The organism is Micromonospora sp. CA-263727 (genome assembly GCF_050942455.1).
In the GTDB taxonomy this organism is placed as follows: Bacteria; Actinomycetota; Actinomycetes; order Mycobacteriales; family Micromonosporaceae; genus Micromonospora.
Genome location: NZ_CP192031.1, coordinates 4848832 through 4863633 on the forward strand (window position 1 = coordinate 4848832; position 14802 = coordinate 4863633).

The 14802-nt window shown below is 70.5% G+C and carries 12 protein-coding genes and 1 pseudogene; 6 read left to right on the forward strand and 7 right to left on the reverse strand.

Annotation, left to right across the window (positions count from 1 at the left end):
* The first annotated feature begins 50 nt into the window (after positions 1-50).
* Entirely contained in the window at positions 51-779 is a 729-nt protein-coding gene (locus tag ACQPYA_RS21160; protein WP_433528832.1) for an HD domain-containing protein, read from the forward strand.
* Between the two features lie 55 nt (positions 780-834).
* Here ACQPYA_RS21160 and ACQPYA_RS21165 read toward each other — a convergent pair whose 3' ends face one another.
* Together ACQPYA_RS21165 and ACQPYA_RS21170 are read right to left on the reverse strand one after the other, a co-directional pair.
* The gene (locus ACQPYA_RS21165; RefSeq protein ID WP_433528833.1) at positions 835-1383 is read right to left on the reverse strand and encodes a hypothetical protein; all 549 of its coding nucleotides are present in this window, start codon (positions 1381-1383) and stop codon (positions 835-837) included.
* A gap of 134 nt (positions 1384-1517) precedes the next feature.
* Positions 1518-1883 (reverse strand): VOC family protein, encoded by a 366-nt coding sequence (locus ACQPYA_RS21170; protein ID WP_433528834.1) that lies wholly within the window; start codon positions 1881-1883, stop codon positions 1518-1520.
* Positions 1884-1936: 53 nt separating this feature from the next.
* Here ACQPYA_RS21170 and ACQPYA_RS21175 point away from each other — a divergent pair, with 53 nt between their 5' ends.
* Positions 1937-2518: a TetR/AcrR family transcriptional regulator gene (locus ACQPYA_RS21175; RefSeq protein WP_433528835.1), complete on the forward strand. Its 582-nt coding sequence runs from the start codon at positions 1937-1939 to the stop codon at positions 2516-2518.
* Here the strand turns inward: ACQPYA_RS21175 and ACQPYA_RS21180 are convergent.
* The 5 genes and pseudogenes from ACQPYA_RS21180 to ACQPYA_RS21200 form a co-directional block, all read right to left on the reverse strand.
* Positions 2508-3080: a hypothetical protein gene (locus ACQPYA_RS21180; RefSeq protein WP_433528836.1), complete on the reverse strand. Its 573-nt coding sequence runs from the start codon at positions 3078-3080 to the stop codon at positions 2508-2510. The genes ACQPYA_RS21175 and ACQPYA_RS21180 overlap by 11 nt on opposite strands.
* A gap of 86 nt (positions 3081-3166) precedes the next feature.
* Positions 3167-3436, reverse strand: a pseudogene (locus ACQPYA_RS21185) (serine hydrolase); the annotation flags it as partial.
* A 105-nt stretch (positions 3437-3541) separates the two neighbouring features.
* Positions 3542-5254 (reverse strand): CotH kinase family protein, encoded by a 1713-nt coding sequence (locus ACQPYA_RS21190; RefSeq protein ID WP_433528837.1) that lies wholly within the window; start codon positions 5252-5254, stop codon positions 3542-3544.
* A complete protein-coding gene (locus tag ACQPYA_RS21195; protein WP_433528838.1) occupies positions 5254-5931 on the reverse strand; it encodes a DUF4956 domain-containing protein in 678 nt (225 codons plus the stop codon). Before ACQPYA_RS21195 ends, ACQPYA_RS21190 begins: the two co-directional genes overlap by 1 nt.
* A 5-nt stretch (positions 5932-5936) precedes the next feature.
* Complete coding sequence (locus ACQPYA_RS21200) at positions 5937-6905, reverse strand: polyphosphate polymerase domain-containing protein (RefSeq protein WP_433528839.1); 969 nt, start codon at positions 6903-6905, stop codon at positions 5937-5939.
* A 337-nt stretch (positions 6906-7242) separates the two neighbouring features.
* Between ACQPYA_RS21200 and ACQPYA_RS21205 the strand changes: the two genes are divergently transcribed.
* From ACQPYA_RS21205 to ACQPYA_RS21220, 4 genes are read left to right on the forward strand one after another with little or no spacing between them, the layout of a single operon-like run.
* Positions 7243-8244: a multicopper oxidase domain-containing protein gene (locus ACQPYA_RS21205; RefSeq protein WP_433528840.1), complete on the forward strand. Its 1002-nt coding sequence runs from the start codon at positions 7243-7245 to the stop codon at positions 8242-8244.
* A 23-nt stretch (positions 8245-8267) separates the two neighbouring features.
* Positions 8268-12218 (forward strand): ThuA domain-containing protein, encoded by a 3951-nt coding sequence (locus ACQPYA_RS21210; RefSeq protein ID WP_433528841.1) that lies wholly within the window; start codon positions 8268-8270, stop codon positions 12216-12218.
* A gap of 8 nt (positions 12219-12226) precedes the next feature.
* On the forward strand, positions 12227-13753 hold the full coding sequence (locus ACQPYA_RS21215; RefSeq protein ID WP_433528842.1) for an OmpL47-type beta-barrel domain-containing protein: 1527 nt from the start codon (positions 12227-12229) through the stop codon (positions 13751-13753).
* A gap of 32 nt (positions 13754-13785) precedes the next feature.
* A complete protein-coding gene (locus tag ACQPYA_RS21220) occupies positions 13786-14766 on the forward strand; it encodes a hypothetical protein (RefSeq protein WP_433528843.1) in 981 nt (326 codons plus the stop codon).
* Positions 14767-14802 lie beyond the last annotated feature (36 nt).

A 14802-nucleotide genomic window follows, 5' to 3' on the forward strand; every position in this document is an offset into this window, starting at 1 on the left:
GCGCACCGCTGGTCCCCCTACCGGCGGTGGGGATCGGATATAAGAGACGCATGGATCTGCCGCCGTATCTGGCCACCATGCCGATGCACGCGATCACCGAGATGCACGGCGAGGCCGGCCTGCGGGAGCGGTTCCGGCTGGAGAGCGAGGCGTTCGACGCCGACGCCCGGCGGCGGCTCGGCGAGGCGTTGGAGCTGGCCGCCAGGCTGCACCACGACGACCGGCGGTCCCGGGAGCCGTACCTCAACCACCTGCTCCGGGTGGCGATCCGGATGATGCACCACTACGAGGTACGCGACGTCGACGTGATCGTCGCCGGCCTGCTGCACGACGCCGTCGAGGACCATCCGGCCGAACTGGCCGGCGAGCTGGCCGCCGCCGACCCGACCGCGGCGGCGCTGGCGGTGCTCGCCGAGCGGTTCGGCCCCCGGGTGGCGCACCTGGTCGCCGCGGTCACCAACCCGCAGTGGGATCCGGCGCGGGACCGCAACGAGCAGTACCACGAGCATGTCGCCGCCAGCCTCGACCGGGAACCGTGGGCACGGGTCATCAAGGTTTCCGACTTCACCGACAACGGCGTCGGCGTGATCCACTCCGTCGGCCCGAAGGTCGAGTCGTCGGCCCGCAAGTACCGGCCACTGGTGCCGGTCTTCCGCGACCTGGTCACCCGCCCCGACACTCCCCTGTCCGCACCGGTGAAGCAGCACATCCTCGATCAGCTCGACCTGGCCGAGGAACGCTTCAGCGCCATCCTCGACCAGCCCGCCCACCGCAGCTGAACAGGAGCCCGGCCGGAGCAGGCCAGGGCGATCCGCGCGGCCGGTGGCTGGACGATCAGACCCTGGTGGGGGTGGTGGGGGGAGGGGGATGGCTCTTCCTGAGCCTGGTCACCAGCAACTCGGCCTGGGCGACCGACCCGCCGCCGACACCGAGACCGCCACGCGCCGAGTGGTAGAACCGGTCCCGTGCCTCGTTGGCGCGATGTAGCAGGTCGGGCAGTTCGTCGCCGCTCGACCGGTCACGGGCGAGGCGCTCGACCTCCCAGACCGTGTCCCGCCAGGCCCGGGCCGCGAACACGGTGGGCCCGTCGCCGAGCAGCAGGACGTTCTCCCAGGCGATCGTGTGCCGGAAGTCGGCCTCGGCCAACGCGACGAGTCCGTTCTCCCGGTCGAGGTAGCCGCCGATCATCCGGCTGGCGATGGTGTGCACCTCCTTGAGCGCCCGCGCGAACTCGGCGTACGCGTCCAACCGCCGTTCGTCCCACCGCACCGTCTGGCGCCGACGCCACCGCGACCGGTCGGCGAGGGAGGTGGCGAGGATCGTGCCGATGGTGCCGACCAGCACACCGAGCAGAGCGGGCAACTGTGCGACGAGGCTCCCCATGGTGCAGAGCCTGCCAGCCGCCGGCAAGCCGGATCGGGGCCCGGGTGGCAGGGGCGAGCCCTCATGTCGCCGGACCGGCGGTGCTGGTCCCCGGGTTCGCCGGGGTTTGAGGAGCGCGATGCCTGGGGCGCGTGTCAGGCGGTGGCGGTCGACACGCCGCCGTACGAGATCTCGTTGCCGTCCGGATCTGCGTAGACCATCTTGCGCATGCCCTCCTCGTAGTGCTCGATCCGGTGTGGTTCGAGGCCACGCCGGGCGAGCCCGGCGACCGTGTTGTCGAGGTCCACAGCCATGACCATCAGCATCGAGCGGCCCGCGCGGTCGGGCAGGAGTTCGATGTAGACGTAGCTGTGCTCGCCCACTGCCCACACGGCCTCGGTGTCGTTCGGGTAGAAGCTCGGCTCGACTCCGAAGAACTGCCGGTACCAGGCCAGCGAATGATCGAAGTCGGCGACGGGGATGCCGGCGAACAAGTCCTGCGCGGTCGGCGTACCGGTCATGATCGTGCCTTTCGTTAGACTGGCGTGATTGTTCAGGAAGAGGGCGGGGCGGGATGGCGACCGACCGGTTGACGGCCAAGCGTGCGGACGCGCGCCGGAATGTCGAGTCGGTCCTCGACGCCGCCACCACCCTGCTCGCCGCCGATCCCGGAGTGAGTGTCAACGAGATCGCGAAAGCGGCCGGCGTGGGCCGCGTCACGCTCTACGGCCACTTTCCGTCGCGGGCCGCGCTGGTCGAGGCGGTCAGCCTCCGGGTGATCGCGAGCACCGACCAGGCGCTGAACGCGATCGACCTTGCGGGTGATCCGCGGGACGCGATGGCCCGCCTCCTGGCGGCGACCTGGCAGCTGACCCGCCGTTTCGGGGCGGTCGTGATCGCGGCGGGCGATGTGCTGACGCCGGAGGAGATGCGGCGGGTGCACGAGGGCCCGGCCCGCCGGGTGCGGGCGCTCCTCGAACGCGGCCGGGACGAGGGGGTGTTCCGGCGTGACATGCCGGTGCTGTGGCAGCTCGCGACCATCCAGGCGGTGCTGCATGGGGCCTCCGCCGCGGTGCATCGCGGCGACGTGTCGGCGGACGAGGCCACCCGGCTCGTGCGCGACACCGTGCTTGCGGCGGTCGCCGTCACATCGTGAGGGTGACAACGAGTACGCCCGCCCCGACCAGCACATCCAGCACGCCACAGAACTCCGCGAGTGAGCGGACGACCACGCGCCCGGTGTGGTGATGCCAGGCATCCCATGCCGCGTGCGCGAACAGGGCGACGCTGACGATGATGCCGCCGGCGAGGTGGTCGGCCGACACGGCGAGCAGCGCTGCCGCCCCGAGTACGAGCATCGCCACCGACTGTAGGGGCAGGGACCACGCCGGCCGGGGGCCCACTCGGACGGAGCCGAAGATGGCGAGGCCGACAGCCGCGACGCAGATCCAGGGCACGGGGTCGAAGCCGGTCGGCGCGAGGCCGAGCCCGACGAGTACGAAGGTGACGCCGAACGCTGGCCACGCCGCGCCGGGGCGTCCGGTGGCCGCCGCGGCGAGATAGACGAATCCCGACGCCGCCACGACGGAGGCGACCTGTCCGCCGTGGCTGATCCCGAGCAGGGTACCGACCGCGACCAGCACACCCAGGGCAGCGGGCCAGCGTCGCAGGAGCTTTCGGTCGGCCGTGGACGCCATCACATCCCCCATCTCGAACATCCATGTTCATGATAAACCGTACGCCGATGTTCGAGTTATGTCACGCGGCGCGGTGGGGCGCACCGGAACGGTCTGAACCAGGCACGCCCCACCCGGATGAGCCGCGCCTGCCTACTTGGCCAGTCGACCAGCACGGCCCGGTCCTCGTCGGAGAGGGCGTCGTCGACCGCGTACGCCCGCAGGGAGGTGGCCAGCGCCCGGGGCGTACTGGTGTCCCGGATGTCGCCCGGGGTGGCCTCGTCGAGCGCGGTCTCCGTCCGGGCCGGCTCGGTGACCTCGTCGCCGATATCGCGCAGCGCCCGCTCGAAGCCGGCCGGGCCGCCGAGCTGTTCGAGCAGCAGGTTGCCGGCGGTGTTGGTATGCCGTGTACCCCCGACGCGCCGTTGCCGGCGCTCGGGTGCGCCTCCCGGTGAGCCGGGTGGCCGGAGCGGGATCGGCATCTCCCGCCCCGGCCTCCCGGGTCAGCTCCGGGTGATCACCTCGTTGGCCGCGAGGCTCTCGGCGCGCTGCCGGATCAGGGTGCGCAGGTTCTCGGCGTCGCTGGCGGCGGTCGCCGCGTCGGATCCGTCGACGCTCGCCAGCACCGCGGTGACGGCGTCGACGGCGGCCAGCGCCGCCCCGTCGGCGTACACCTGCCGGTAGAGGTCCCGGTAGGCGTCCTCGTACACCTGCGTGAACCGCTCGCTGGCCAGGAAGCGCTCCTTGAGCTTGTGCCCGCCGCCCGGCCCCGCGTTGCCACCGGGACCCGCGTTGCCGCCCGGACCCGCGTTGCCGCCCGGTCCGGCGCCCATGCCCGGTGGAGCGGCGTCGCCGGTGGTGTCCGGTGGGGTGCCCTCCGGGGGCGTGAAGCCGGCGGGCGGCCCGGCGCCCTCGGGCGTGGTGGCATCCTGCTGGTCGCCCGTGCGGGCACCGCCGCCCCGGAAGCCGCCACCGAGCCGCCCCTGCTCGTGCGGCCCCTGGGTGGCGCTACCGCTGAAGGTGAGGTTGTAGTCCCAGCCGATCACCGTGAATCGCTTGGTGTCCAGGTCGTACCAGAGGTAGTAGTTGCGGCCCGGCCCGGACATGTCGTCGAAGTTCAGCAGCAGGTTCTGCCAGGCGACGTAGCTGGCGAAGGATTCCACGTCGACCCGCTCGGCGAGTTGCTCGTCGAACTCGGTGTCGCTGGCGCTGTCGACCCATCTGATCAGGTCGATGACCGGTTGCAGGTCCTGGCTGCCCTTCATGGTGATCTGTTTGAAGTCGTCGGCGTACTCCGTCGGATCGTTCCCCTGGTCGGTGAAGCTGCTGGTGGCCAGCGCCTTGTAGAGCACGCCGGTGCCCTCGACACGGTCGGCGAAATGCTCGTCGGGGTGCTCCACGATCAGCCGCGCCGTGGTGGGCCGGTCGTTGACGGTGAAGCTGGTGTAGGCGTACTTCTGGGCCACCTCTCCGGCGGCGGCGAGGAGCTTCAGGGTGACCGCCTCGTTGAGCACCGTGGCGCCGCCGCCCATGCCGGCGACCCGAACGGCGATCTCCCGATGCCCCTGGTAGCGGCGGCCGTCGACGTACTCGTCGAAACGGATCAGCCAGGGCAGTGTCTCCGGTTCCTCGGCCTTCAGGGAGGTCCCGAAGCCACCGGGCATCACACCGCCACCCGGGCCCGCGTTACCGTCACCTTGCCAGCCGCCCGGCGCTGCCGGGCCATCGCCGGCCTGCCCGGGGCCCACGCCACCCCAGACACCGCCCGGACCGCCGGGACCCGGACCACCGCCGCCCGGACCACCGCCGGGGCCCGAATTGCCCTGCGGCGTCTCGCCGTTGCGGCTCAGGCCGCGTAGCGTGGAGTTGCCCTTGAGCCGGACACCGACGCTGGGGATGGTGGTGCCGTCGATGACGAGGTCAGCCTCAAGATATTCCTTCTCCCCCTCGGCGTAGAAGGCGTCCAGCATGCGTTCGTAGTCGGCGTCCCGGAAGACGAGTTCGACGCGGTGCGCCAGCGTCTCGTCGAACAGGTCCACGGTGCCGGCGATGTCCTGGGTGACCACGTCGCCGCCGGTGTCGCTACGGCTGGTCACGTACGGACGGATGCGGGCCGTGCTCAGGGCGACGGTGAGCACGAGCAGGAAGGCGAGGCAGCCGGCCAGGAACTTCCAGTAGTGCCGGATCCGGACCGGGATCCGGTGCCTGAGCCGCATCACAGGTCCGTCTGGTCGTAACCGGTCAGGACGGTCACCCGCTGGCCGCCGCTCTGCTCGGCCAACGCGTTGATCAGCTCGCCGGGCTCGGCGCCCTTCTTCAACCGTGCCGTGTACGTGATCTCGGTGAGCGCGCCACCCCGGATGGTTTCCATGCTGACCAGCTCGAACTCGCTGGTGAACCGGATCAGCACGTCCTGGATGTGCGCGGTGTGGTTGCCGGTCGGCGGCACCTGGACCTTGACCACCTGCCGCTGCACGCTGGAGGCGAACCAGTTGAACCGGTACATCAGCACGATGATCAGGCTGATCGCGACGGCGGCGACCACGGCCAGCAGGTAGAACCGGGTACCGCAGGCCATGCCCACGCCCATCACCAGGAAGATGAACCCGACGTCGCGGGTCTCCTTGATCGCGTTGCGGAACCGCACCACGGAGAGCGCCCCGACCAGGGCGAAGGCCCGGGCGATGTTGGAGCCGACGACCAGCATGATCAGCGAGATGAGCATGCCGAGGATCACCAGCGTCTGCACGTACGACTGGCTGTACGAGATGTTGCGGTGGGTGAACCGGTAGACCCAGCCGATCATGGCGCTCAGCACGAACGACAGCGACAGGGCCAGGGCGATGTCGCCGACACTGAAGGTGCCGGAGAGATCCTGGAACTCGAACGGCATGGGTTTCAGACCTCGCTTCTCGAAGGGGTGGGAGCGGCACCGGCGAGGGCGCCGGTGCCCGTGCCGGAGGGATCGTCGGCGACGTGGAAGACGGATCGGGGGGCACGGCCGAACGCCTCGACGCTCTGGCAGTACTTGGACATCCGGACGATGGACATGTTCGAGCGGCCGGTCAGGTCGGTCAGCCAGTACGGCACCCGCTCGTTCGCCTTGATCTCCAGCACGGAGAGGCTCGCCGGCACGATGAGGCGGTTCTCGGCGTCCGCGCCCAGGTGGAAGTCGCGGTCCCGGCCGCGTACCCGGTGGTCGAGGGTGACCCGCAGGCCGAGGTCGGAGCCCCGACCCACGAACGCCTCCCGCTGGTAGCCGGTCATCGCCACCGGCTGTAGGTCCAGGCCACAGAGCAGCTCCAGGACCTCTTCGAGGAAGGCCCGCTGGCTCGGGTCGTGGTCGACCAGCTGGCGCTGGTCGCAGAGGTCGCGGGCGAGGCGGTACGGCAGGGCGACCCGGCGCTTCTGGGTGACCCGGTTGACCCGCTGCTTGATCTCGACGTGCACGATGCTGTCGTCGGTGACGGTGGACCGGTCACCGTAGTGCCGGACCCGCAGCTTGCGGCGGAACCTCAGCCCCTCGATCTTCTCCCAGTAGAAGCGCAGCCCGTCGGTGTCGTAGTAGACGCTCCACACGCCGTAGCCGGTGCTGCCGCCGTGGCTGTCGCGGTTCATCCGGGCGGTGAACTCGTCGCGCAGCGCCGGCACGTCGACGGTCGGCACCAGATACTTGATCTCGTACCGGTTGAACGCGTGCAGCCGGTTGGGCGCCCGCAGCGCGTGCCCCACCTGGTCGTCGCTTGGGGCCCGCTCGTCCTGGCCGTCCCGGTCGGGGCGGTGACCGGTGGCGGAGGCGGTTGGTGGGCCTGGCGGCAGCTGCGGGTCAGGGGCGCGGGACGGGCCCCGGCGGAGCCATGGAGGCATGTGGGCTGGCCGATCTCGTCGGGAACAGGGACCAGCGCATGCAACCAAACGAGTCTATGAATCGGCTTTGAATCCCGGATGAACCAGCGGTGAACGCCCGCCCAACGCCGGGCGGCGGCACCGCGGCCCGGTGAAACGGAGTCCGGCGCGCCAGCCGACTTTCCATCGAGAGCGCTTCACTTTCGGTGGATCGACATCTATATTTGCATCAGCCGATGAAAGTTTGGACTCTTCCGAGACAAGGTCGCACTGGGACACGAGGTTGCGGGTTGACTCCTGCGCGATCGAGGGCTGCCGCACCCCTACTGCGGCCTGGCTCAATCGCGAACGGAGTTCCATGGACCAATCCGACGACTCCCCCCGCCACCTGTCCCGCAGATCCCTGATGTCCACCGGAGTGCTGGCCGCCGGAGCGTTGAGCATGGCCGCGCCCACGGTCGGCACTCCCGTCGCCAACGCCCCGGCGCTGGCCCGCGCCGGCACCACGAAGAAGATCGTCCTGTACGCCGAGCAGCTACCCGGTGGGCTGTTCGGTTACGGCCTGGCGCCGGGCCAGGCCACCGTGCCCGGCCCGGTGCTGGAGATCTACGAGGGCGACACCCTGGAGATAACCCTGGTCAACACGACCAACCAGCGGCTGTCCATCCATCCACACGGGGTCGAGTACAGCACCGACTCGGACGGCAGCCCGCTCAACGGCTCGTTCAACAATCCCGGCGAGACCCGCACGTACGTGTGGCGCTCGCGGGAGATGGTCGCCACGACCGGACGGCGGTTCATGCCGGGCAGCGCCGGCTACTGGCACTACCACGACCACGCCATGGGCACCGACCACGGCACCGGTGGCGTGGCCAAGGGCCTCTACGGCGCGCTGATCGTCCGGCGGCGCGGCGACATCCTGCCGGAGAAGCAGTTCACGGTCGTCTTCAACGACATGATGATCAACAACCGGATGGCGCCGGCCACCCCGATGTTCGAGGCGAACCTGGGCCAGCGGGTGGAGTGGATCGCGATCGGGCACGGCGGCACCTTCCACACCTTCCACCTGCATGCCCACCGGTGGGCGGACAACCGCACCGGCATGTTGGAGGGGCCGAGCGACCCGAGCCACGTGATCGACAACAAGGACCTCAACCCCGGCAGCTCGTTCGGCTTCCAGGTGTTGGCCGGCGACGGCGTCGGCCCCGGCGTCTGGATGTACCACTGCCACGTGCAGTTCCACTCCGACGGCGGCATGGTCGGGCTCTTTCTGGTGCGCAACGCAGACGGCAGCATGCCGCCCGGCGCGGAGGAGGCGATTCACCGGTTCCAAGGGCACACCCATTCGCACGGCAGCTGACTGAATCGAAAGGGTGCATGGGGATGACCAGAAAACTACGACAGACGCTGGCCGCGTTGACCGCGATCACCACGCTGCTGCCCGCCTCGGCGGCAGCCGCCGCACCGCAGGCCGCACCGCAGGCCGCACCGCAGGCCGCACCGCAGGCCACACCGGCGGACCCGACGAGGGTTCTCGTCTTCCACGGCCCGGCAGAGGAACAGCAGGATCCGGTGCTCCAGGCGACCGCGGCGGTGAGGGAGATCGCCGCGGCGCACGACATCGTCGTCACGGAGGCCACCGACCCCACGGTGTTCACGGCGGCCGGTCTCGCGGCGTACCGCAGCGTGGTCTTTCTCTCCGCGGCCGGCGTCACGCTCAACCATGAGCAGGAGACGGCGCTACAGAGCTACCTGAAGTCCGGCGGCGGGTTCGTCGGTGTCGCCGACGCCGCCCGCGCCCAACTCGACTCCACCTGGTTCACCGGCCTGATCGGCACCCGCCCGGCCGGCGCGGTCCCGGTCGCCGAGCCGGTGGCCCGGGTGACCGCCTCGGGCGAGAACCCGCCGAACGAGACCAAGGAGAAGCTGACCGACGGCAACTCCGCCACCAAGTGGCTGGTGCGCACACCGACCGGCTGGGTGGCGTATGAGCTGAGCGCGGCCAAGCGCATCACCGGGTACGCCCTGACGTCGGCCAACGACTCGTCCGGCCGGGACCCGAGGGACTGGACGCTGCAAGGCTCGACGGACGGCCAGACCTGGACGGACCTCGACCGCCGCACCGGCCAGAGCTTCCCGGACCGGTTCCAGACCCGCCGGTTCGACATCGCCACGCCGCAGGAGTTCGCGCACTACCGGTTGAACATCACCGCGAACAGCGGCGAGCCACTGACCCAGCTCGCCGACCTGCGGCTCTTCACCGGCAGCGGCGCGGTGGAACGCCCGCCGGTGAACCGGGCTGTGGTCAACATCGTGGACCGGCACCATCCCGCCACGGCGTCGCTACCGATGAACATCACCCGCTCGGACCGCTGGGACAACTGGGACCCGAACCCGATCGGCACGGTGCACACCGTCGCCCAGGTCGAGGAACGTCACTACGACCCGGGACCGGCCGGCAACGGGCCGTTCCACCCGGTCTCCTGGTGTCGGGACTACGACGGCGGCCGGTCGTTCTACACCGGCATGGGCCACACCGAGGGCAGCTACCGCGAGGAGGCGTTCCGCACCCACCTGGCCGGGGCGCTCAACTGGACCACCGGCCGGGTACGCGGCGACTGCCAGGCGACGATTGCCACGAACTACAAGGTGGAGCGGTTGACCGCGGCCAACCAGAGCGGGCAGCTGGACCAGATCGGTGAGCCGCACGGCCTCACCATCGCCGAGGACGGCACGGTCTTCTACGTCGGCAAGGCGGCCTGCCCGAGCGGCCCGATCGTCGACTGGAGCGCCCCGAACGTCGGCCTCGGCTGCGGCACCATCCACTCCTGGGATCCGCGTACGAAGCAGGTCAAGCTGCTCACCACGCTGGCGGTGATGGGCAACCGGGGCAGCGGCTCCGAGCTGGTGAAGAACGAGGAGGGCCTGCTCGGCATCGTGCCGGACCCCGATTTCGCCCGCAACGGCTGGCTCTACGTCTACTGGATGCCGCACGAGTCGATCGACCGGGTGGCACGGGTCGGGCAGCGCACCATCTCCCGGTTCACCTACGACCACCAGCGACAGACGATCGACCAGGACACCCGCAAGGACCTGCTGCAGTTCCCGGTGCAGATCCACAGCTGCTGCCATGCCGGCGGCGGGATGGCCTTCGACGACCAGGGCAACCTGTATGTGGGCTCCGGGGACAGCAACTCCTCCCAGGGATCGCAGGGCTACTCCGGCAACAACTGGACCCAGGAGTACGAGGGCATCTCGTTCCAGGACGCCCGTCGGACCTCCGGCAACACCAACGACCTGGCCGGCAAGATCATCCGGATTCATCCCGAGCCGGACGGCACGTACACCATTCCGGAGGGCAACCTCTTCCCGCCGGGGACCGAGAAGACCCGGCCGGAGATCTACGTGATGGGCGTACGGAACATCGCCCGCCTCCAGATCGACCCGGAGCGCCAGTGGCTGACCGCCGGATGGGTGGGCCCGGACGCCTCGTCGCCCAGCCCAACCCTGGGCCCGGCCAAGTACGAGACCGCGACCATCATCACCTCCCCCGGCAACCAGGGCTGGCCCTTCTGCATGGGCAACCGGCAGCCCTACCGGGACCGCAGCAACACCGACGCGACGGTGCTGACCGGCTGGTACGACTGCGACAACCTGAAGAACGAGTCGCCCCGCAACACGGGTCTGGTCGACATCCCGCCGGCCCGCGACAACATGATCTGGTACTCGCCCGACGGCGGTGGCCCGGTCTTCCCGGCCCGCCCCGACGGCAGCGGAGTCCCCACCTACGTCGCCGCCGACGCCACCTACACCCAGCCGTACCTGCGCGGCGGCGGGCAGGCCATCATGTCCGGCCCGACCTACCACCACGACCGGGTCGATCCGGACAGCACCGTGGCCTGGCCGGTGCACTGGGACGACAAGTGGTTCATCGGTGACCAGTCGAACGCGGCCAACCGGGTGGCGGTCACCGTCGACCCGGCCGGCGTGCCGCAGGCGGCCCCGCCGGTCTTCGCGGAGTCGCTGCGGACGATCGTCCCCGCCGGCAACGGCAGCACCCAGCTACAGAGCTGGATGGACGCCGCGTTCGGCCCGGACGGCGCACTGTATTTGCTGGACTACGGCGGCGGGTTCTTCACCCTGCACGCCAACCAGAAGCTGATCCGGATCACCTACGCCGGTGGCGCACCGACCCCGGCGCCGGCGGCCGGCTCGGTGGCCGTCCAGAACAAGCCGTTGACCGTCGCCTTCACCGGTTCCCGCTCCGGCGGTGTCAGCTACCGGTGGGAGTTCGGCGACGGCGCCACCTCCGCGCAGGCCGACCCGCAGCACACCTATGCCCGGGTCGGCACCTACTCGGCGAAGCTCGCCATAACCTACGCCGACGGGGAGACGGCGACGGTGCAGACCACGGTCACCGCGGGCTGTGCGGCGCCGGACCGCCGGGACACCATCTGGCTCGGCGACACCGACACCGGGGTACCCAGCCGTCCGGTCGGCCAGGGCTGCGCCGCCAACGACCTGATCGACGACGAGAGCACCTGGGCCGACCACGACAGCTTCGTCCGGCACGTCACCGCGGTGGCCCGCGCGCTACAACGCGACGGCCTGCTCAGCGCCCGCGAGTCCGGCACGCTGACCCGCTCGGCCGCCGCCTCCGGCATCGGCCGCACCGGGCACACCGGCTACGAGCCGCTCTTCGACGGCACCGCCGAGTCGCTCCGCGGCTGGCAGCAGGCGCCGTCCGGATCGTTCGGCATCCAGCCGGACGGATCGCTGCGCTCCGCCGGTGGCCTGGGCATGCTCTGGCACACCGGAGAGCTGGCCGACTTCTCGCTGCGGCTCCAGTTCCGCGACATCGCACCCGGGACCGGCCGGGCCAACAGCGGCGTCTTCGTCCGGTTCCCCGACCCGCGGATCCCGCTGGCCGAGCGCCCGCCGGAGAGCTGCGGCACCGTCGGATCGGCCCGGACCTCGGCGGCGTGGGTGGCGATCTACTGCGGACACGAGATCCAGATCTACGACGGCGAGACCGGAGAGGCGCAGAAGACCGGCTCGGTCTACAACTTCGACCCGGTGCCGCTCGCCCAGGCCGGCGTCACCGGCAAGAACCAGTGGAACGACTACGAGATCCGGGCGGTCGGGCAGCACTACACGATCATCCGCAACGGTGTGGTGATCAACGAGTTCGACAACACGCCGGGCAAGCAGTCCTCGCGCGCCGGCGATCCCCCGACCGATCTGCGGCAGTTCCTCCGCGGCTTCGTCGGCCTACAGAACCACGGCGACGCCGACCTGATCGAGTTCCGCAACATCCGCGTGCGGAACCTCTAGGAGAGAGCATGATCCGACGACTGACGGCGTCGCTGGCGGCGCTCCTGCTCGCGGCGCTCCCGCTGGCCGGCGCGCCCGCCACCGCCGCCCCGCCCGCCGCGACACAGGTGCTGACCTGGACCGCCGACGGCGACATCAACCGATACCTGAGCGCGCCGGTCCAGGCGGTCGCCGGCCAGGCCACGATCATCTGGGAGAACAGCACGGCGACCGGCAACAACACCGGGATGCCACACACCCTGACCTTCGACACCACCACCGAGGGCTACAACCACGACGTCACGCTGAACATCCTGGCCAGCCCCTTCGACGCGAACGACGGACGCCACGAGGCGACCGTGACGCTGACCCCGGGCCGGTACCGCTACTTCTGCGCGATCCCCGGCCACGGCGAGATGGTCGGAGAGCTGGTGGTCACCGCCGGCGGCGACGAGGACACCACACCGCCGGAGGTCTCCGCCACCGTCGCCGGCGACCGCGACCCGGACGGCAACTACCTCGGCGCGGCCACCGTGACCGTCACCGCCACGGATGCCGGCTCGGGGGTGGAGAGCATCGAGTACCAGCTCGACGACACCGGCTTCCGCCCGTACGGCACGCCGGTGCAGGTCACCGCGATCGGCGAGCATTCGGTACGGTTCCGGGCCACCGACCGCGCCGGCAACACCAGCGCCGTCGGCTCGGTCTCGTTCCGCATCGTCGAGCCGGACGAGGACGAGGACACCACCGCGCCGACGGTGACCGCCGACATCGCCGGCCCCCGGGACGCCGCCGGAAACTACCTCGGCACGGCCACCGCCACGCTGACCGCCACCGACACCCAGTCCGGCGTCGCCACCATCGAGTACGCGCTCGACGGCGCGGCCTTCGTCCCGTACACCGCACCGATCGTGGTGGACGAACCCGGCATGCACATGCTCCACTACCGGGCCACCGACGTCGCCGGGAACACCTCGGCGGAGCAGATGGCCCACTTCACCGTGGTGGCCGTGCCCGCCGAGGACACCACCCCGCCGGTGGCTTCCGCGACGGTCACCGGCGAGCAGGACGACTCGGGGGCGTACGTCGGCAGCGCCACCGTGACCGTCACGGCGACCGACGACGAATCTGGTGTCGCCTCGATCGAGTACGCCGTCGACACCGGCGACTGGACCGGCTACACCGCTCCGGTGACCGTCCGGGCCCCCGGCCCGCACACCCTCCGGTACCGGGCGACCGACGTCGCCGGGAACACCTCCGCCGAGCGGTCCACGACGTTCACCGTCGTCGCCGACGGCACCGACGCCTGCCCCGACTCGGACACCCGAGCCACGGTGATCATCAACGGTGACGACACCGGGGTGGCCAACGTCGACACCGGCAACGGCTGCACCATCAACGATCTGATCGACGAACACGCCAACTACCCCCGGCACGCCGACTTCGTCCGGCACGTCACGGCGGTCACCGCCGCGCTGGTCGCCGACGGCACGCTGACCCAGCGGCAGCAGGGCGCCATCGTCCGGGCCGCGGCCCGATCGGACATCGGCGCATGAGTCCTCGACCTCCATCGACAGGGAGTACCGCGATGCCCAGACGTACCGTCGCCAAACTGGCCATTGTGAGCACCATCGCCGCCGGATCGGTGCTGGCCGTGGCGCCCGGCGCACACGCCGGCCTGGTCACCTACTGCATCGGCACCGGCGGCGCGGTGACCGTGCCCAACGACCTGTACGTGCCGCCCAGCGAGTCCTGCGCGCTGACCGGCACCGTCATCACCGGCAACGTCAGCATCGCGGCCGGCGCGAACCTGGTCATCACCGGCGGCCGGATCAGCGGCGAGGTCCAGGTCGCCGCGGACGGCTACCTGGACGCCACCAACACGACCATCGACGGCGCGGTGCAGCTGGCCGCCGGCGGGTACGGCGCGTTTCTGAAGGACGCTCGCGCCGACAGCCTGGTCGTCCGGCCAAAGGGCGCCGCGACCGTCGACAGTTTCCTCTTCGTGGAGAAGTCGACGATCACCGGAGGCGTCAACGTCCAGGCCGGTGAGGTCCGGCTGGACCGCGGCACCGAGGTGGAGGGGAACCTCAGCAGCAGCGGCACCTACTACACCGACGTGCACGACTCCTTCGTCGACGGCTCGCTGTCGGTGCTGAACACCGCCACCGGCAGCGTCGTGTGCGGCAGCGCGGTACGCGGCCGGGCCACCTTCGCCGGCAACCTGGGTGGCGTGCAGTTGGGCCCGAACGGCACCCTCGACAGCTGCGCCTCCGGCGGATACTGGGGACGGGACGTCAGCATCACCAACACCACCGGTGGCGTCACCGTCGACGACAACATCATCGACGGCCGGCTGACCGTCACGGGCAACACCCCGGCCGCCCACGTGGCCACGAACAACCGGATCCGCGGTGGCGTGACCGGCGAGCAGGCGGCTGCGGCCCAGGCCCGGCGGGCCCAGGCCAAGGCCGGGGCGGGCCGGGAGGACGCCGCAGATGGGCGGGCCGAGGCGCGCCGAACCTCGGCGGTACGGGAAGCCACCGAGGCCGGTATCGCCCGTCTCTGAACGAGACCGTCGGGAAGCTTGCGCGGTTTCCCGACA